This window comes from Nonomuraea soli, assembly GCF_013761175.1.
In the GTDB taxonomy this organism is placed as follows: domain Bacteria; phylum Actinomycetota; class Actinomycetes; order Streptosporangiales; family Streptosporangiaceae; genus Nonomuraea; species Nonomuraea soli.
The window spans coordinates 535424-552838 of record NZ_JACDUR010000006.1 but is presented as its reverse complement, the minus strand read 5'-3'; the positions used below and the strand labels follow the sequence as shown (position 1 = coordinate 552838).

At 70.1% G+C, this 17415-nt stretch carries 15 protein-coding genes; 10 read left to right on the top strand and 5 right to left on the bottom strand.

From position 1 onward, the window contains the following. Nucleotides 1-19: 19 nt before the first annotated feature. The 4 genes from HNR30_RS30675 to HNR30_RS30660 are packed head-to-tail and all read right to left on the bottom strand — an operon-like array spanning nucleotide 20 to nucleotide 5514. Nucleotides 20-1156: an acyl-CoA dehydrogenase family protein gene (locus HNR30_RS30675; protein WP_181613529.1), complete on the bottom strand. Its 1137-nt coding sequence runs from the start codon at nucleotides 1154-1156 to the stop codon at nucleotides 20-22. Then, nucleotides 1143-2054, bottom strand: a complete 912-nt coding sequence (locus HNR30_RS30670; RefSeq protein WP_181613528.1) for a hydroxymethylglutaryl-CoA lyase — start codon at nucleotides 2052-2054, stop codon at nucleotides 1143-1145. The genes HNR30_RS30675 and HNR30_RS30670 overlap by 14 nt, the downstream gene beginning before the upstream one ends. Further along, a complete protein-coding gene (locus HNR30_RS30665) occupies nucleotides 2051-3961 on the bottom strand; it encodes an acetyl/propionyl/methylcrotonyl-CoA carboxylase subunit alpha (RefSeq protein ID WP_220134158.1) in 1911 nt (636 codons plus the stop codon). Before HNR30_RS30665 ends, HNR30_RS30670 begins: the two co-directional genes overlap by 4 nt. Next, nucleotides 3961-5514: a carboxyl transferase domain-containing protein gene (locus tag HNR30_RS30660; protein ID WP_181613526.1), complete on the bottom strand. Its 1554-nt coding sequence runs from the start codon at nucleotides 5512-5514 to the stop codon at nucleotides 3961-3963. Before HNR30_RS30660 ends, HNR30_RS30665 begins: the two co-directional genes overlap by 1 nt. Nucleotides 5515-5561: 47 nt before the next feature. Between HNR30_RS30660 and HNR30_RS30655 the strand changes: the two genes are divergently transcribed. The 10 genes from HNR30_RS30655 (at nucleotide 5562) to HNR30_RS50360 (ending at nucleotide 13919) form a co-directional block, all read left to right on the top strand. Further along, a complete protein-coding gene (locus tag HNR30_RS30655; RefSeq protein ID WP_181613525.1) occupies nucleotides 5562-6158 on the top strand; it encodes a TetR/AcrR family transcriptional regulator in 597 nt (198 codons plus the stop codon). Between the two features lie 75 nt (nucleotides 6159-6233). After that, complete coding sequence (locus HNR30_RS30650; RefSeq protein WP_181613524.1) at nucleotides 6234-6686, top strand: PadR family transcriptional regulator; 453 nt, start codon at nucleotides 6234-6236, stop codon at nucleotides 6684-6686. Continuing rightward, nucleotides 6687-7661 (top strand): ATP-binding cassette domain-containing protein, encoded by a 975-nt coding sequence (locus HNR30_RS30645; RefSeq protein ID WP_181613523.1) that lies wholly within the window; start codon nucleotides 6687-6689, stop codon nucleotides 7659-7661. After that, nucleotides 7658-8512 carry an ABC transporter permease gene (locus HNR30_RS30640; RefSeq protein WP_181613522.1) on the top strand — a complete coding sequence of 285 codons (855 nt, stop codon included), beginning with the start codon at nucleotides 7658-7660 and terminating at the stop codon, nucleotides 8510-8512. The genes HNR30_RS30645 and HNR30_RS30640 overlap by 4 nt, the downstream gene beginning before the upstream one ends. 114 nt (nucleotides 8513-8626) lie before the next feature. Further along, nucleotides 8627-8956 carry a hypothetical protein gene (locus HNR30_RS30635; protein WP_181613521.1) on the top strand — a complete coding sequence of 110 codons (330 nt, stop codon included), beginning with the start codon at nucleotides 8627-8629 and terminating at the stop codon, nucleotides 8954-8956. Nucleotides 8957-9140: 184 nt separating this feature from the next. Continuing rightward, entirely contained in the window at nucleotides 9141-9848 is a 708-nt protein-coding gene (locus HNR30_RS30630; protein WP_181613520.1) for an ABC transporter ATP-binding protein, read from the top strand. Next, entirely contained in the window at nucleotides 9845-10543 is a 699-nt protein-coding gene (locus tag HNR30_RS30625; RefSeq protein ID WP_181613519.1) for an ABC transporter permease, read from the top strand. The genes HNR30_RS30630 and HNR30_RS30625 overlap by 4 nt, the downstream gene beginning before the upstream one ends. Next, on the top strand, nucleotides 10534-11835 hold the full coding sequence (locus HNR30_RS48360; protein WP_246379600.1) for a sensor histidine kinase: 1302 nt from the start codon (nucleotides 10534-10536) through the stop codon (nucleotides 11833-11835). The genes HNR30_RS30625 and HNR30_RS48360 overlap by 10 nt, the downstream gene beginning before the upstream one ends. A 93-nt stretch (nucleotides 11836-11928) precedes the next feature. After that, nucleotides 11929-12522, top strand: a complete 594-nt coding sequence (locus HNR30_RS30615; RefSeq protein ID WP_181613934.1) for a response regulator — start codon at nucleotides 11929-11931, stop codon at nucleotides 12520-12522. 395 nt (nucleotides 12523-12917) lie between these two features. Next, complete coding sequence (locus HNR30_RS50360) at nucleotides 12918-13919, top strand: helix-turn-helix transcriptional regulator (RefSeq protein ID WP_181613518.1); 1002 nt, start codon at nucleotides 12918-12920, stop codon at nucleotides 13917-13919. A 516-nt stretch (nucleotides 13920-14435) separates the two neighbouring features. On the opposite strand, the gene HNR30_RS30605 is transcribed toward HNR30_RS50360, so the two are convergent. Further along, nucleotides 14436-17330, bottom strand: coding sequence for a S8 family serine peptidase (locus tag HNR30_RS30605; RefSeq protein WP_181613517.1), 2895 nt, complete (start codon nucleotides 17328-17330; stop codon nucleotides 14436-14438). Nucleotides 17331-17415: the final 85 nt, after the last annotated feature.

Sequence of the window (17415 nt, the reverse complement as noted above, 5' to 3'; positions counted from 1 at the left end):
GACGACCTTAACGGGTGTTTCAGAGGTCACCGAGCCCCAGCTGGCGGGCGATGAGCATGCGCTGCACCTCGCTCGTCCCCTCCCCGATCTCCAGGATCTTCGCGTCGCGGTAGAAACGCCCCACGGGGAACTCGTTCATGAAGCCGTAGCCGCCGAAGATCTGCGTGGCGTCACGCGCGTTGTCCATCGCGGCGTTGGAGGCCACCAGCTTGGCGATGGCCGCCTCCTTCTTGAACGGCATGCCCTTCAGCAGGCGCTCGGCGGCGTGGTAGTAGGCCAGGCGGGCGGTGTGCGCCCTGACCTCCATGTCGGCGATCTTGAACTGCATCGCCTGGTAGTGGCCGATCGGGTGGCCGAAGGCGCGGCGCTCGCGCACGTACTTCAGGCACTCGTCGACGCAGCCCTGCGCCAGGCCGACGCTCAGCGCCGCGATCGCCACGCGGCCCTCGTCGAGGGTCTGCAGGAACTGCGCGTAGCCGCGCCCGCGCTCGCCCAGGAGGTTCTCCCTCGGCACCCGCACGTCCGCGAAGGACAGCTCGCGGGTGTCGGAGGCGTTCCACCCGACCTTGGAGTACTTCTTCGACACGGTGAAGCCCGGCGTGCCGCTCGGCACCAGGATGGTGGAGATCTCCCGCTCGCCGGTCAGCGCCGCCACGCCGACCACGCCGGTGATGTCGGTGCCGGAGTTGGTGATGAACGCCTTCGTGCCGTTGATCACCCACTCGTCGCCGTCGAGCACGGCCGTGGTGCGCATGCCGCCCGGCACGTCCGTGCCGCCGCCCGGCTCGGTCAGGCCGAAGGCGCCCAGCATCTCCCCGGCGGCGAGCCTGGGCAGCCAGTGGGCCTTCTGCTCGGCCGTACCGAAGCGGTAGATCGGCATGGCGCCCAGGGAGACGGCGGCCTCCAGCGTGATCGACACGCTCGAGTCGACCCGCGCGAGCTCCTCCAGGGTCAGGCACAGGGCGAAGTAGTCGCCGCCCATGCCGCCGTGCCCCTCGGGGATGGGCAGGCCGAACAGTCCCATGGCGGCCATCTGGCGCACGATGTCGTAGGGGAACTCCTCGCGCTCGTAGTAGTCGCCGATCACCGGCGCCACCACCTCGCGGGCGAAGGCCTCGACGGTCTTGCGCAGCTCCTCGTACTCATCGTTCAGCATCGGGGGTGTCCTTGTCTGCGAGAGCTTGCACGACGCGCGACGGGCTCGGTCGGCCCAGCCGCTCGGCCAGCCAGACGCTTGTGGCGACCAGCTTGTCCAGGTCGAGGCCGGTCTCGATGCCCAAGCCGTGGAGCATCCAGACCAGGTCCTCGGTGGCGAGGTTGCCCGTGGCCGACTCGGCGTACGGGCAGCCTCCGATGCCTCCGGTCGAGGCGTCGATCACGGTGACACCCGCCTGGAGCGCTGCCAGGGTGTTGGCCAGCGCCTGGCCGTAGGTGTCGTGGAAGTGCACGGCCAGCCGGGCCGGGTCGGGGAAGGCGCCGATCAGGTCGGCGGCCTGTCCTGGCGTGCCCACGCCGATCGTGTCGCCGAGCGACAGCTCGTGGCAGCCCAGGTCGAGCAGCCTCGTGCCGACGCGCACCACCTGCTCGGCCGGGGTGCGGCCCTCCCAGGGGTCGCCGAAGACCATGGAGACGTAGGCCCTGACCTTGACGTCGTGCTCCAGCGCCCTGGCGACGACCGGCTCGAACATCTCGAACTGGCTGTCCAGGGTGCGGTTGAGGTTCTTGTTCGCGAACGTCTCGGTGGCGCTGGCGAAGATCGCTATCTCGTCGACCCCGTTGGCCAGCGCGCGGTCGAGCCCGCGGTCGTTGGGGACGAGTACCGGGTAACGGATGCCCGGCTTCCTGCTGATCGCCGCGAGAAGCTGCTCGGCGTCGGCGAGCTGCGGCACCCATGCCGGGTGCACGAAGCTCGTCGCCTCGATCACCCGGTGACCCGCGTCCTCCAGACGTTCGATGAACTCGGCCTTGACCTCGACCGGGACGATCGCCTTCTCGTTCTGCAGGCCGTCCCTCGGGCCCACCTCGTAGACCGTCACGCGCTCCGGCAGCCTCACGGCTCGACCACCACCAGGACGGCGTCCATGTCGACGGACTGGCCCGCCCTGACCGGGACGTCCTTGACCGTTCCCGCGTGCGGGGCGGTCACCGTGTGCTCCATCTTCATCGCCTCCACGATCACGAGCGCCTGGCCGGCGTCGACCTCGTCGCCCGGCTGTGCCTTCACCAGCAGCACCGTGCCGGGCATGGGGCTGCGGACCACCCCGTCGGCGGCCTTGCCCGCGCCCGGCCGGTCGCCCGGGTCGCCGATGCGGTGGCGTCTGACCTGCCAGACCGCGCCCTTCCTGCCCAGCCACAGGCTGTCGCCGTCGCGGGCGGTCTCGAAGCGCGTGGCGCGCCCGTCGACGGTGAGCACGAGCTCGGTTCCGGTACGGCGCGCGGACGCGGTCAGCTCGGCGCCGCCGTCGACCGTCACGACACCGCCGCGCACCAGGACTCGATGCACTCCCTGACGCGACTCCAGCCGCCAGGTCGTCCAGGCCGCCTCGCCCAGCCGCCAGCCGTCGCCCGACGCCCAGGGATCCCCGTCGCCGATCGCCTCCGCCTGGAAGTACAGAGCGGCCGCGACAAGCGCCTCCTCGGCGCCCTCGGACGGGGTCAGTGTCGGCAGCAGGCGCTCGACCAGTCCTGTGTCGAGCTCGCCCGCCCGCACCTGCGGGTGCGTGGTCAGGGCGCGCAGGAAGGGGATGTTCGTCGTCAGCCCGAGGATCGTCGTCTCGGCCAGCGCCCTGTCGAGCGCCTGGAGGGCGCCCTCACGGGTCTCGTCCCGCACGATCACCTTCGAGAGCATCGGGTCGAAGCTGCTGCCCACCACGACGCCCTCCTCGATGCCCGAGTCGACCCGGGCGTCGCGGGGCTCGCGCAGCAGCAGGACCCGGCCTCCGGTGGGAAGGAATCCGCGCGCGGGATCCTCGGCGTACACCCGGGCCTCGACGGAGTGCCCGTTCAGCCGCACGGAGTCCTGGGTGAGGCCGAGCGGCTCGCCCGCCGCCGCCAGGAGCTGGAGCTTGACCAGGTCCAGGCGGGTGACCTCCTCGGTGACGGGGTGCTCGACCTGCAGGCGGGTGTTCATCTCCATGAAGTGGAAGGAGCCGGTGCGCCCGTCGACGATGAACTCGATGGTGCCCGCGCCCACGTAGCCGACCGATCGGGCGGCCTCGACGGCGGCCCTGCCCATCTCCTCGCGCATCTCGGGGGTGACGAAGGGCGAGGGAGCCTCTTCGATGATCTTCTGGTGGCGGCGCTGCAGGCTGCACTCGCGCTCGCCCAGATGCACCACGTTGCCGTGGGCGTCGGCCATGACCTGGATCTCGATGTGCCGCGGGCTGTCGATGTAGCGCTCGATCAGCAGCGTGCCGTCGCCGAAGGCCGCCTGTGCCGTACGGCGGGCGGACTCCAGGGCGGCGGGCAGCTCGCCGGCCGAGCGCACCACGACCATGCCCTTGCCGCCGCCACCGGCGGACGGCTTGATGAGCGCGGGGAACTCCGCCCACGTGAGCAGGTCGTCGCCGGGTTCGGCGGCTCCCGGCACGACGGGGACGCCCGCGGCGGCGACCGTGGCCTTGGCGCGGATCTTGTCGCCCATCGCCTCGATGGCGGCGGGGGGCGGGCCGATGAAGACGATGCCCTCGCCGGCGCAGCGCCTGGCGAACTCGGCGTTCTCGGCGAGGAAGCCGTAACCGGGGTGGATGGCCTGCGCGCCGGAGTCGCGGGCGGCGGCCAGGATCGCCTCCATGTCCAGATATTTCGGTATCTGGTAGGCGCGGTCGGCCCCCGCGACGTGCGCGAGGTCACCCGCGGTGTACACGGCGACGGCGGCGATGCCGAGCCCGTCGAGGGTCTCCATCACGCGGATGGCGATCTCGCCCCGGTTGGCGACCAGAACAGTGTGGAACACGATCATCACATCCGGAAGACGCCGTAGCCGATGGGGTCGAGCGGCGCGTTGGCGGCCGCCGAGAGCGCCAGGCCCAGGACCTTGCGCGTGTCGACCGGGTCGATCACGCCGTCGTCCCAGAGCCGGGCGGTGGAGTAGTACGGATTGCCCTGGTGTTCGTACTGCGCCCGGATCTCGTCGGCGTCGGCGTTGCCGACCGTGGTGAGCACGTTGGCCGCCTGCTCACCGCCCATGACCGAGATGCGGGCGTTGGGCCACATCCACAGGAAACGCGGAGAATACGCGCGCCCGGCCATGGCGTAGTTGCCCGCGCCGAACGAGCCGCCGATCACGACGGTGAACTTGGGGACCCTGGCGCACGAGACCGCGGTGACCATCTTCGCGCCGTGCTTGGCGATGCCGCCCGCCTCGTAGGCCTTGCCGACCATGAAGCCGGAGATGTTCTGCAGGAAGACCAGCGGGATCTGGCGGCGGTCGCACAGCTCGATGAAGTGGGCGCCCTTGAGCGCGGACTCGCTGAACAGGATGCCGTTGTTGGCGATGATCCCGACCGGGTGCCCGTGGATGTGGGCGAAGCCGGTCACCAGTGTCGTGCCGTACTCCGCCTTGAACTCCAGGAAGCGTGAGCCGTCGACGACGTGCGCGATGACCTGCCGCACGTCGTACGGGGTGCGCGTGTCGGGCGGCACGATGCCGTACAGGTCGCGCGGATCGTGCAGGGGTTCTTCCGGTACGGCACGCGCCCACGGGCTGTCCGGGCGCGGCGCGAGGGTGGAGACGATGTCGCGCACGATGGCCAGCGCGTGGGCGTCGTCCTCGGCCAGGTGGTCGGTCACCCCGCTGACGCGCGAGTGCAGGTCGCCGCCGCCGAGCTCCTCCGCGGTGACCTCCTCGCCGGTGGCCGCCTTCACCAGGGGCGGGCCGCCGAGGAAGATCGTGCCCTGGCCGCGCACGATCACCGCCTCGTCGCTCATCGCCGGCACGTAGGCGCCGCCGGCCGTACAGGAGCCCAGGACCGCCGCGATCTGCGGGATACCGCGCGCGGACATGGTGGCCTGGTTGTAGAAGATGCGGCCGAAGTGCTCGCGGTCGGGGAAGACCTCGTCCTGCTTGGGGAGGAACGCCCCGCCCGAGTCGACGAGGTAGACGCACGGCAGGCGGTTGTGCAGCGCCACCTCCTGCGCGCGCAGGTGCTTCTTGACCGTCATCGGGTAGTACGTGCCGCCCTTGACCGTCGCGTCGTTGGCGACGATCACGCACTCCCTGCCCGACACGCGGCCGACGCCGGTGATGATGCCCGCGGCGGGCGCCTGGTCGTCGTACAGGCCGGTGGCCGCGAGCGGCGAGAGCTCCAGGAAGGGCGAGCCGGGGTCGAGGAGGCTGTCGACACGGTCGCGGGGCAGCAGCTTGCCGCGCTCCACGTGCCGCTGGCGGGAACGCTCGGGACCGCCGAGCGCCGCGGCGGTCAGCTTCTCGCGCAGCTCCCGCGCCAGGCGCTCGTTGACCTCGGCGTAGCTGTCCGAACCCCCGCCGGCTTTCAGGACGGGCCAGTCACTCATGGTCGAGATGTTAGTCATCATTAACTCAGGCGTCTACTATGTGAGACATGCGCGAGCAGCCGGACACCACCCGCGTGAGCACCCCTACCCGCAATCGGCGGATGGAGATCCTGCACGCCGCCGCGGAGCTGTTCGCGGCACGCGGCTTCCACGGAGCCTCACTCGAGGACATCGGCGGCGCCGTCGGCGTCTCGGGCCCGGCGATCTACCGGCATTTCCCCGGCAAGGAGGCGCTACTGGCCGAGATGCTGCTGGCCATCAGCTCCGGCCTGCGCGAAGCCGCGGTCACCGTCGTCACCGCCGCCTCCGGGCCGCAGGACGCCCTCGACAGGCTGCTCGACACCCAGATCACCTTCGCGCTCGAGCAGCCGGCGCTGATCACCGTGCACGACAGGGAGCTCGACAACGTGCCCGAGCCGGCGCGGCGGCAGATCAGGCGCCTGCAGAGGCTCTACGTCGAGGAGTGGGTGACCGTCCTCGCGGAGCTGCACCCCGGATGCCCGCCGCCCCGGCTGCGCGCGGCGACGCACGCGCTGTTCGGGCTGCTCAACTCGACGCCGCACAGCGCGGGCGAGCTGGAGCCCGAGGCCATGCGAGGGCTGCTGCGCGGGATGGCGTTGGCGGCGCTGGTTAATATCGCTTAACTTCTTGGCGGCCGTTGTTGTCCGACACTTCTAGATATATCTTTGTGATATCTCGATAGTTGAGGAGAGCATGCCATGCACGCACCGAGTGTGCGGCGCGGCGACGTGCGCGCCGCGCTGCTGTCCCTCCTGGCCGAAGAGCCGAAGAACGGCTACCAGATGATCCGGGACATCGCCGGACGCAGCCGCGGGATCTGGCGCCCCAGCCCCGGATCCGTTTACCCGGCGCTCCAGCAACTGGAGGACGAGGAACTCGTCACCGCCGAGGAGTACGGTGGCAGCCGTACCTACCGGCTCACCGACAAGGGCCGGGCCGAGCACCAGCGCCGCGCCGGCCAGAGCGCCCCCTGGGACGAAGTGGCCCGCACCGTGCCCGAAGACCGGCACGAACTGCGGCTGCTGTGGGGCCAGCTCGGCGAGGCGTTCCTGCACCTCACCCGCTCGGCCAACGACCGGCAGGTCGCCGAGGCCAAGGAACTCCTCAGGTCGACGCGCCGATCGATGTTCAAGATTCTGGCGGAGGACTAGATGACGACCCCTGCTGTGGCCGTACAGGGACTCAAGAAGACCTACGGCAAGGTCGAAGCGGTCAAAGGTGTCAGTTTCGAGGTGGCGCCCGGCGAGGTCTTCGGCTTCCTCGGGCCCAACGGCGCCGGCAAGACCACCACGATCAGCATGCTGTGCACGCTGATCCACCCCACCGGCGGCCAGGCCCGGGTGGCCGGCCACGACGTGGTCACCGCCCGCGACCAGGTCCGCGCCAACATCGGCTTAGTGTTCCAGGACCCGACACTCGACAGCTACCTGACCGCCGAGCAGAACCTGCGCTTCCACGCCGAGTTGTACGGCGTGCCCAAAAGCCTGGTCGGCGAGCGCCTGCGCCAGGTCATGGAGATGGTGGCGCTGTGGGACCGCAAGGACGCCAAGGTGATGACCTTCTCCGGCGGCATGAAACGGCGCCTGGAGATCGCGCGCGGGCTGCTGCACTCACCACGGGTGCTCTTCCTCGACGAGCCCACCGTCGGGCTCGACCCGCAGACCCGCTCGGCCATCTGGGGCTACATCAACAAGCTGCGTCACCGCGAGGACATCACGATCTTCATGACGACGCACTACATGGACGAGGCCGAGTACTGCGACCGCATCGCCATCATGGACCACGGCGAGATCGTGGTGGTCGACTCGCCCGAGGCACTCAAGGCCAGCGTGGGCAAGGACCGGGTGCAGATCCACACGCCCGACGAGGGGGCGGCCATCCTCGCCCTGCGCGAGTGCTTCGGGCTCGAGGCCGCCGTGCACGAGGGGGCGGTGACCTTCGCGGTCGCCTCCGGGGAGGAGTTCGTGCCGCGGCTTTTCGCCGAGCTCGGGCTGCCGATCCAGTCGGTGAGCGTGTCACGGCCCTCGCTGGACGACGTGTTCATGAACTACACCGGGTCGACCATCCGGGACGCGGAGGAGTCGGGGGCGGGCAACCAGTGGATGAAAGCGATGGCCCGCCGATGAGCGCGGAAGCGATCGCCGTACGCGTGCCCGGCCGCTCCTTCGGCCACGACCTGCGCGCCGTCAAAGTGGTGCTGCACCGCGAGATGCTGCGGTTCGTCAGCGACCGCACCCGCATGCTGTCGATGCTCCTCCAGCCCGTGCTGTGGCTCTTCGTCATGGGCACCGGCCTCGGAAGCCTGGTCCAGGGCGCCATCCCCGGCATCGACTACCGCACGTTCATGTACCCCGGCATGATCTCCATGACCGTGATCATGACAGGGATGTTCTCGGCCGCCTCCATCGTCTGGGACCGCGAGTTCGGCTTCCTGCGCGAGATGCTCGTCGCCCCCGTCTCGCGCGGCGCCATCGTCGTCGGCAAATGCCTCGGCGGCGCCATCGTCGCCGTCGGCCAGGGCATCGTCATCCTCGCCATGGCAGGCCTCGTCGGCGTGCCGTACTCCCCGCCGCTCATGCTCACCCTCCTGTTCGAGATGTTCCTCGCCGCCTTCACGATCACCGCGTTCGGCGTCACGCTGGCGGCACGCATGAAGAACATGCAGACCTTCTTCGGGCTCATGCAGATGGCGATCATGCCGATGATCTTCCTGTCGGGCGCCATGTTCCCCCTGGCGAACCTGCCGTCGTGGCTGCACGTGCTGACCACCGTCAACCCGCTGACGTACGCCGTGGACCCGATGCGGCAGGCGGTCTTCGCCGCCGTCTCCGTGCCGCCGGAGGTGGACGCGATGCTCAACCCCGGCGTGCAGTGGTTCGGATGGCAGGTGCCGATCCCGGTGGAACTCGGGCTCGTGGCGGCGATCGGGGCGGCGTTGCTGGGGGTGGCTATCGCGCAGTTCAGGAGGGCTGACTGACGCTTATCGCCTTTCGCCGGGCAGGGGAGGATCTTTGGTGATTCTCTGACACAGAGTCTTTGCGGAGGGTAACTTTCCTGATCGTTCCCAGTTCCTTCCCTCCGAGGAGCGCTCATGAATGTGAAAGCGGAGATCGACAACCTGAAGGGCCGGGTGGCCGTGCTCGAAGCAGTTACCATCAGTGGTGTGCCGGGAGTGAGCATTGCGGAGCGATTCGACCTCGTCCACCTGAGGATCGACCACGTCGCGCAGAACTTGCGCGACCACGTCACGTCCGAGGCGAACCGACTCGAGGCGGCGATGGATCGTCGCTTCGGTGAGATCGATGCGTGGCGCACGACGGTCGACGCGTGGCGCACCACGGTCGACGCCCGATTCGAGAAGATCGACGGCGAGCTGGCGGAGATCAAATCTCTGCTCGTCGCCATGGCCGCCAAGCAGTGACGCACCCCCAACAGCACTGACTCAACCCTGAAGTGGCTCTCCCTCCCCAGGAGAGCCTCTTCAGTCACCGCCACCGGCACAAGCCCTCACGTGCGCCCCCCACCCTCCGATCCTCCAAATGGAGGATGCCCCTCGGCCGCAACGGGCGATGCCGTACGGCAAGCCGCACCGGCACCCTTGGGGCATGGCAACAATCGAGGTCAACGCCCTCACCAAGACCTACGGCGAAATGGTCGCCGTAGACGGTGTCTCGTTCACGGTGCCACCCGGAGAGATCTTCGGCCTGATCGGCCCCAACGGCGCGGGCAAGACGACAACGGTGGAGTGCATCCTGGGCCTGCGCTCCCCCGACGGCGGCTCCGTGCGCGTGCTCGGGCTCGACCCGAGCCGCAAACGTCGGGCACTCGCCCAACGGGTGGGAGCTCAACTTCAGGAGAGCGCCTTGCCCGACCGTATGAAGGTGGGCGAGGCGATGCGCCTGTTCGCCGCCTTCTACGCCCGCCCGGCCGACTGGCGGCAGGTGCTCCGGCGCTGGGGTCTGGAGCACCTGCGCGGCAAGGCGTTCGGTGACCTGTCGGGCGGCCAGCGCCAGCGGCTTCTCCTGGGGCTGGCTCTGGTCGGCGACCCGGAGGTGGTGGTGCTCGACGAGCTGACCACCGGTCTGGATCCCGTGGCCAGACGGGAGACGTGGGCGCTGATCGGGGAGCTGAAGGAGTCAGGGGTGACCGCAGTACTGGTCAGCCACTTCATGGATGAGGCCGAGCATCTCTGCGACCGGGTGGCGATGCTCCGCGGGGGCCGCATCGCCGCCATGGGCACGCCTGCCGACCTGATCTCCCGTGCGGGCGCCACGTCGCTGGAGGAGGCCTACCTGACCGAGGTGGAGCGATGAAGGCGCTGGGCAGGCTGTCGGTCAGCGAGATCGTGCTCCTGGCGCGCGATCCCGGCAGCCTCTTCTTCATGCTCGCCTTCCCGATCATGCTCCTGGTGCTCAACAGCGGCAACGACAACCTGGAGATCCTCTTCCCCAGCTACCTGGCGATGATCCTGGCCATCGGCGGCATCGCCGCCATGCCCGGCATCCTGGCCTCCTACCGCGAGCGCAAGGTGTTGCGCAGGCTGGCGATCACCCCGGTCTCCCCCGTCACCCTGCTGCTCGCCCAGGTCGGCGCCCAGGTCCTGATGGGCCTGGCCGGATCGGTGCTCCTGTTCGCCGTCGGCCTGGTCGCCTTCGACGTAGACTTGCCCGCCCATCCCCTCCCGCTTGCCCTGGCCTTCGTCGCCTGCTCGCTGATGACCTGCTCCATCGGCTTCGTCATCGCCTCGTTCGCCCCGAACGACCGGGCGGCCAACCTGATCGGCATGGTGGTGATGTTCCCCATGATCTTCCTGAGCGGCGCCGCCGTCCCGCCCGAAGCCCTGAACTCCACCCTGCGCCGCATCGGCGACTGGCTCCCTCTCACCCAGGGCGTCCAGGCATTACGCGATGGCTGGTTCGGCACACCCGAGGCTTTCCCGCTCCTCGTGATGGCCGGGATAATCGCGGTGTGCATGGCGATCGCGGGCGCGCTGTTCCGATGGGACTGACCCCGCGCCCCTCCCCCGACCGCTGGATCGTCGCCTTCCACGGGCTCTACTACGGATGCCTCGCGCTCGGCGTGACCATCGACGTCCTCGGAGGCCTCGACCCACTGGCGCTGGTCACGGCGGGCGTGGCGGCCGCCTGGCACTACGCGTTCGTCTACCGCCGCCCCGACCTGCTGGAGCGGGTGCACCCGATGCTCTGGCACTTCATCGTGCTGTGCTCCCTGGCCGTCGTGCTCATGGGCCGCGACATCGCCTACCAGACGGTCATGTTCGGCATGTGCCCGCTGCCGTACCTCATGCTTCCGGGTAAGTGGGCGTACGGCATGGCGGTCACGATGGGCCTCAGCCTGTTCGCCGGCGCCGGATGGCTTCAGCAGATCGGCACCGAACCACGCCTCCTGGGCGCCGCCGTGGCCAACCTCGGCATGCTGGTCCTCGTCGGCCTCTTCGTGAACTACCTGGTCAGGATGGGCGAACAGAGCCGGGCGCTGGGCGTGCTGGAGGAACGTGCACGCCTGGCCAGGGAGATCCACGACACGCTTGCGCAGGGCTTCAGCGGCGTCATCACCCAGTTGGAAGCAGCCGAACAGGCACTCGACGCGCTCGCCACGAGTGACGCCGGCGGGGTCAGGCGCACTGACACCGGGACAGGCGAGGCGCGAAGGGGTGCCCACCCCGCCATCGAAGACCCGACAGGGCAGGACTCGGACGGCGTCGCGCGTGAAGGCGCGGAGCGCGTCACGAAAGAATGCGCAGAATCCGTCGCGCGTGAACGAACAGGAAGCGAGTTGCGCGAGCGTACTGAACGCGATGTCCGCGAGCGCATCATGACGGCCAAGAGCCTGGCCAGAGCAAGCCTGGCCGAGGCGCGCCGCTCCGTGCACGCGCTGCGTCCAGGCCCTCTCGACTCCGATCGCCTCGACGAAGCGGTGCGATCAGAAGCCGAGCGATGGTCACGGCGGAGCGGGGTGCCGGTCACCGCGACGGTGAACGGGCCGCCACGGCCGCTGAGCCCTGACGTCGAGATGGCCGTGCTGCGCGCCGTACAGGAGGGCTTGGCCAACGTCGCCCGACACGCGCGGGCGGGGCGGGCGGTGGTGACGCTGTCGTACATGGGCGAGGGGGTGACCTTGGACGTGGTGGACGACGGCCGGGGCTTCGATCAGGCGAGCAGGCAGGGCGTCGGCCTGGCAGGGATGCGGGAGCGCGCGGCGTCCGTCGGTGGCAGCCTGACGGTGGAGTCGGCTCCGGGCGAGGGGACGGCGTTGTGCCTGAGCGTCCCGCGCGGATAAGGAGTCGAGCTGGCACTTGTCATGGTCCACGCTCGAGAAGGACGGCGTCACCGGGAGGACATGGTGTCTGAGCAATCCGGGCAGCTGAGACTGATGATCGTCGACGATCATCCGGTGGTCCGCGACGGGCTGCGCGGGATGTTCGCCGGGGTGAGTGACATCGAGGTGGTCGCCGAGGCGGGTGACGGCCTGGAAGCACTCGCGCAGGCGCGAGCGTGCCGCCCGGACGTGGTGCTGATGGACCTGCGCATGCCCAACCTCGACGGCGTGGGCGCCATCGTCCGGCTGCGTGAGAATCATCCCGACATCCGGGTGATCGTGCTGACCACGTACGACACCGACAGCCACATCGCGCGGGCGATGGCGGCCGGCGTCTCGGGCTACCTGCTCAAGGACGCTCCGCGAGAGGAACTGCACCGCGCGGTTCGTACGGCGGCGCGGGGCGGCGCGGTGCTGGCCCCCTCGGTGGCGGCGGCGTTGATCAACCTCGAGCGGGCGGCCCCGAGCGGACGGGAGAAGGAGGTGCTGCGACTGGTCGCCAAGGGGCTGGCCAACAAGGAGATCGCCCGCTGCCTGCTGATCAGCGAGACGACGGTGAAGACGCACCTCAAGCATGTCTTCGCCAAGCTGGGCGTCGACACGAGAGCGGCGGCCGTGGCTGTCTCGCTGGAGCGTGGGCTGCTCTGACGGGTGGGTGTGGGATCTTGCCGCGGCTTTCGTTTCGGGGCGAGTGCCAGCCCTGGCCAGGACACGATGTGGGAGGTCGTGCCCAAAACGGACGGTGAAGGCTCGGCCGGCCGTACACGGCGCACCGTGGCCGCAAGGGTGCCGCGCTGTCTTTCTCCGGATGGCGCCGAGGGGCAGTTGTGCCGTGCGCTGAGCTGGCAGCCGCCGACAGCGGGGCGGCCGTGCCGTGTGCCTTGAGGTGGCAGCCGCCGGCAGCGGGGCGGCCGTGTTGGCTTTGAGGTGGCAGCTGTCGACGGTGGGGCGTTCGTACTGCCCGCTGACGATCACTCGGAGGGGCTGGGGTAAGGTACCCACATTTTTCAGGCCGTGTCAGATGAAGCCAGGTCAGGTGGTAGGTGAACGATCAGCCGCTTCTTGCCGCGGTGGGCGTCTCCGGCTTCGACGAGCGGGTCTACCGGCTGCTGCTGAGACAACCGGGCAGGCGGGCGGCGGAGTTGGCCGCGGTGCTGGAGGTTGGGGCGCCGAGGGTGCGGGCCGCGTTGGCGAGGCTGGACGGCAACGGGCTGGTGCGCAGGGTCAGGTCGGGCGTCTATGAGGCGGTGCGGCCGGAGGGGGCGCTGGCCTCGCTGGTCAGCATGCGGCGCATGGAGGCGGAGGCCCGGCTGGCTGAGGTGATCAAGGGGGCCGGGGAGCTGGCGCTGCTGTACGACTCGGGGCGGATGGGGGCGTCCGGTGCTCCGGGGGTGGTGGAGGTGCTGTCCGATCCCCAGGCGGTCAGGCGGGAGTTGATGGAGCAGAACGCGATGGCGAGTTCGGAGGTGCTTTATCTCGACACGCCGCCTTATGTGGCCCGGCCCGAAGGGTACGGGGACTCCAATGCGGTGGAGGAGGCCAACACCAGGGAGTTTCTGGCGCGAGGGGTGGATCTGCGGGTGATCTACTGTCCCGCTTCGTTTCATCGTCCTGGGCGATTGGAGACGCTGCTGCGGCTGGCGCAGGAGGGTGAGCGGTCGAGGATGCTGCCGCATGTGCCGTTCAAGTTGCGGGTGACCGATCGGCGGGCGGCGATGTTGCCGTTGATGGACGGCGTCTACGACCACATCGCCGTGCTGCGTCCGTCGCGGCTGCTCGATGCGTTGATCGAGTTGTTCGAGCTGTATTGGGAGCGGGCTCAGCCGCTGGCGGGTCGGCAGGCGCCGCCCGATGACGGGCCGTCGGAGGAGGAGCAGGTGGTGTTGCGGCTGCTGAAGTCGGGGCTGAAAGACGAGGCGATCGGGAGGCAGCTCGGGGTCAGCACTCGCACCGCCACACGCAAGATCGCGGCCGTGATGGAACGGCTCGGCGCGACGACCCGGTTCCAGGCGGGCTTGGAGGCGGCGGCACGCGGTTGGCTGTGAGGGGGACGCGGGCGGGGCTCGGGCGGGCTTGAGGGCTCGGGCGAGCTTGAGGGCGACTCGGAGCCCGGACCGGTGCGGGCTCGGAGGGGGGCTCCACGGACTCGGCGGACTCGAGGGATCGGGCGCCCTTGAGGGCTCGGCGCACGGATCGGGGTGGGCGCGGGGCGGGCTCGGCCCCGGGGTTCGGGGCGGGGCTCGGCTCCGGCGTTCGGGGCGGGGGCTCGGGTTCGGGAGGCTTGATCGCCGCGCGAAGTAGAAGCAGGTTGCAGGTTGGGGTCGCTGTCCAGTGGGCGCCGGATTGGCCCGCGCAACCGTGGGGCCTCTGCCGTCGCCTTCGCGGCGTGCGCTGCGGGCCGTACGGCATGGCGATGGCTGTGAGCCGCACCCCTCGACGACGGAGTACGGCTCACAGCGACAGGTCAAGGTAGGTCGAGCGGGCCGGGCGGGCCGAGCCGGCTCGTGTCAGGCCAGGACAGGCAGGTCAGGCCAGGCCAGCTCAGGTCAGCTCAGGTCAGGTCAGTTGATCGTCACAACCGTCCCCGTCCCGTTCGGGTACTCGATGTACCCCGTCCCCCGCCTCTCCCCCGCGCCGGTCCACGTGGCCGTCACCGGGAAGGCCACGCCCGGCGTCACCTTCCCCTTGCGCGGCTCGGCCCGCAAGGTCCCCACCGACTGCGCGGTCACGAGGTTGACCTGTGTGCTGTACGGCGTGTCGGTGTTCCCGAGGGTGACGACGACCATGATGTACGTCCGCGCCTTGGGCCGGGCCAGCACTGTGCGGAAGTCCTCCCACCTGGTCACCCAGGCCTCGAACTCCCGCCCGTGCTCTCCTTCGGAGAAGACGAGCGCGCCGACTTCCTGGTCGGAGCCGGGGGTGAGGTGGAAGGCGAGCGCCTTGGCGTCTTCCGGCACCTGGACGGCGATCTCCTTGCCCCAGATCTCGCTGGGGCTGACGGTGCCGGGCACGTGGTCGGCGGAGACCGGGCCGTAGGCGGCGAGGGGGAACTTGTCGACGCCGGGCACGACGTCGAAGGTGACGGAGCCGTCGGTGCCGGTGCCGTTGACCTCGGCGGGTGCCTGGGCGGAGAGCGGGGTGACCACGAGGGGGCTGCGGACGGTGGTGTCGCCGCTGGTCCAGGTGAGCGTTCCGGGGGTGGTGGTGCTGCCGGTCTTGGCGGTCATCTCGATGCGGACGGCGAACTCCTTGGTCTCGCCCGCGGTCTTGAAGACGAGCGTGGACGGCGTGACCTTGGTCTTGAAGCCGGGCAGGTCGAGGGTGGCGTGGTAGACGCCGGGGGTCAGCGCGGTCACCCGGCGGGTGATGGTCCTGGTGCCGAAGAGCCGTCCGACGGCGATGCTGGGGTAGTTCAGGTTGCTGGTGGCGATGGGCGCGACGCCGGTCTGGGTGTCGATGCCGAGCCCTTCGACGTAGCCGAGCCAGTCGGCGTAGGTCGCGTCGTAGACGAGGCCGGGCCGGAGCATGCGGGCGGGGTCGACGTGGCCGGCTCCTTGGGCGTGGAGGTCGGGGGTCTTGGTGTCGTAGGCGGTGGTCATCATCGCCGACTTGATCGAGGAGGGCGACATCGTCGGGTGCTCGCCCAGGTAGAGCGCGGCCAGGCCGGCGATGTGGGGGGTCGCCATCGAGGTGCCGGAGTAGAAGTCGAAGTCCTTGCCCTGGTTGCCGGGGGGCGAGACGGCGGCGAGGATCGCGACGCCGGGAGCGGAGATGTCCGGCTTGAGGAGGTCCGCCTGGTTGGTGGTCGACGGGCCGCGCGAGGAGAAGGCGGCGACCTGCGGGTAGGACGGTCCTCCGGAGGTGGCGGGGAGCAGTGTCGCGGTGGCGCCCTGGGTGGCGGCGTAGGCGGTCAGCGTGCCGGTGTCGGGGTGGTTGATGTGGACGCTGGGCACGGTGTGGGCGTCGCCGAGGGTGTCCTGGTCGCTGGGGTTGCCGAGGATCATGCCTACGCCGCCGGCCCGCTTGACCTCGGCGGACTTGTCGACGCGCGGGGTGACGCCGCGCACGCAGTAGATGATCTTGCCTGCGGCCTTGGCCGGGTCGAGGGAGCCGGCGGCGCACTGGGAGGCGTCGTCGTCGGTGGCCGCGCCGGCCTTCACCGACGTGGCGACGGCCAGGGGGTGCGGGCCGTACGGCGCGGTGACGGTGCTGCTGGCGCCGTGCAGGAGGGTGCCGTCGCCGAGCCGCACGTCGCCCAGGTAGGGGGCGATCGTGGTGGCCGCGACCGTCGTCACCCAGGGCATGGTGTTGTCGAGCGTCGAGGCCGACGGCCCGCTGTTGCCTCCGGCTGCCGCGACGAACACGCCGGCCGCGGCGGCGTGCAGGAAGGCGATGTTGATGGGGTCGAGCACGGGCGACTCGCTCTGCCCGCCGACGGAGTAGTTGATCACGTCGACGCCGTCGGCGACGGCCTGGTCGATGGCGGCGAGGATGTCCGTCGTCGTGCCCTGGTCGTTCCACAGCGCCTTGTAGACGGCGATCGCCGCGCCGGGCGCGACGCCGGAGATCGTGCCGTGGCCGATGCCGTTGACGGAGGCGGCCACGCCGTGGTTGCCCGCCGCGGTGCCGGCCGTGTGGGAGCCGTGCCCGCCGCCGTCGCGCGGGGAGACGTACTCTCCGAGCGCGGCGGGGTCGTTGCCGGCCAGCCAGCCCTTGCCGAAGTATCTGGCGCTGACGAGCTTCTGGTTGCACAGGTCGGCGGTGAACTCCTGCCCGGTCTGGCAGGTGCCGGTGAAGGTGCTCCCGTCGGCCTTGCGCATCACCGTGGTGGTGCCCGACCGGTAGGGCCGGTACGGATCGGCCTGCGTGGGCGGCTCGTCGCCGAGCTCGGGACCGGCGAAGGAGGGGTTCTCCGGCCAGATGCCGGTGTCGATGACGCCGACCACGATGCCCTTGCCCGCTTCCGCCGTACCTCCGAGCGCGGACCACAGCCCGCCCTCGCCGGACAGGCCCAGGAAGTCGCTGGAGTTGCGGTCGTCGAGCGCCTTGTGCAGGCGGTCGGGCACGACGGAGACGACGCCTGCGGTCGTGTGCAGCCTGACGGCCTGGGCGGGGGTGAGCTCGGCGGTGAAGCCGTTGGAGACGACCGAGTAGTGCCCGGAGGCGGTGGCGCCGACGCTCGCGGCCACCTGGTCGTGGCGGCTGGTCAGGCGCTCGCGATAGCGCTTGGCGTCGGGGCTGGTCGTGTCGACCTTCCTGCCCTTGCCCGGCTTGGTGGCGGCGATGCCGGCGACGCCGCCGTCGTAGGTGGCCAGGGGTCGCTCGGCGAGGGTGACGATGTAGGTGGAGGGGTCGCCTGCTGGTGCGGGTTCGGCGATCGCCGGGGTCGCGGCGGCGGTGACCGCCAGCGCCGCGGCGAGGGCCAGTGCGCGGTGGGCGCGAGGGGTACGGGACATTGCTCCTCTTGGGGGAGGTACGGCTCTTGCGCCCGCCCGGTCATGATCTCTCGGGGGGCCGCAGAGCAGTCAACGACCTGTGAGG

Excerpts from the sequence above, each read along its gene's own strand:
- HNR30_RS30645 (WP_181613523.1), top strand. The coding sequence starts at position 6,687 with ATGACGACCCCTGCTGTGGCCGTACAGGGACTCAAGAAGACCTACGGC.
- HNR30_RS30675 (WP_181613529.1), bottom strand. The coding sequence starts at position 1,156 with ATGCTGAACGATGAGTACGAGGAGCTGCGCAAGACCGTCGAGGCCTTC.
- HNR30_RS30660 (WP_181613526.1), bottom strand. The coding sequence starts at position 5,514 with ATGAGTGACTGGCCCGTCCTGAAAGCCGGCGGGGGTTCGGACAGCTAC.
- HNR30_RS30650 (WP_181613524.1), top strand. The coding sequence starts at position 6,234 with ATGCACGCACCGAGTGTGCGGCGCGGCGACGTGCGCGCCGCGCTGCTG.
- HNR30_RS48360 (WP_246379600.1), top strand. The coding sequence starts at position 10,534 with ATGGGACTGACCCCGCGCCCCTCCCCCGACCGCTGGATCGTCGCCTTC.
- HNR30_RS30665 (WP_220134158.1), bottom strand. The coding sequence starts at position 3,961 with ATGATCGTGTTCCACACTGTTCTGGTCGCCAACCGGGGCGAGATCGCC.
- HNR30_RS30655 (WP_181613525.1), top strand. The coding sequence starts at position 5,562 with ATGCGCGAGCAGCCGGACACCACCCGCGTGAGCACCCCTACCCGCAAT.
- HNR30_RS30605 (WP_181613517.1), bottom strand. The coding sequence starts at position 17,330 with ATGTCCCGTACCCCTCGCGCCCACCGCGCACTGGCCCTCGCCGCGGCG.
- HNR30_RS30630 (WP_181613520.1), top strand. The coding sequence starts at position 9,141 with ATGGCAACAATCGAGGTCAACGCCCTCACCAAGACCTACGGCGAAATG.
- HNR30_RS30635 (WP_181613521.1), top strand. The coding sequence starts at position 8,627 with ATGAATGTGAAAGCGGAGATCGACAACCTGAAGGGCCGGGTGGCCGTG.
- HNR30_RS30615 (WP_181613934.1), top strand. The coding sequence starts at position 11,929 with ATGATCGTCGACGATCATCCGGTGGTCCGCGACGGGCTGCGCGGGATG.
- HNR30_RS30625 (WP_181613519.1), top strand. The coding sequence starts at position 9,845 with ATGAAGGCGCTGGGCAGGCTGTCGGTCAGCGAGATCGTGCTCCTGGCG.
- HNR30_RS30640 (WP_181613522.1), top strand. The coding sequence starts at position 7,658 with ATGAGCGCGGAAGCGATCGCCGTACGCGTGCCCGGCCGCTCCTTCGGC.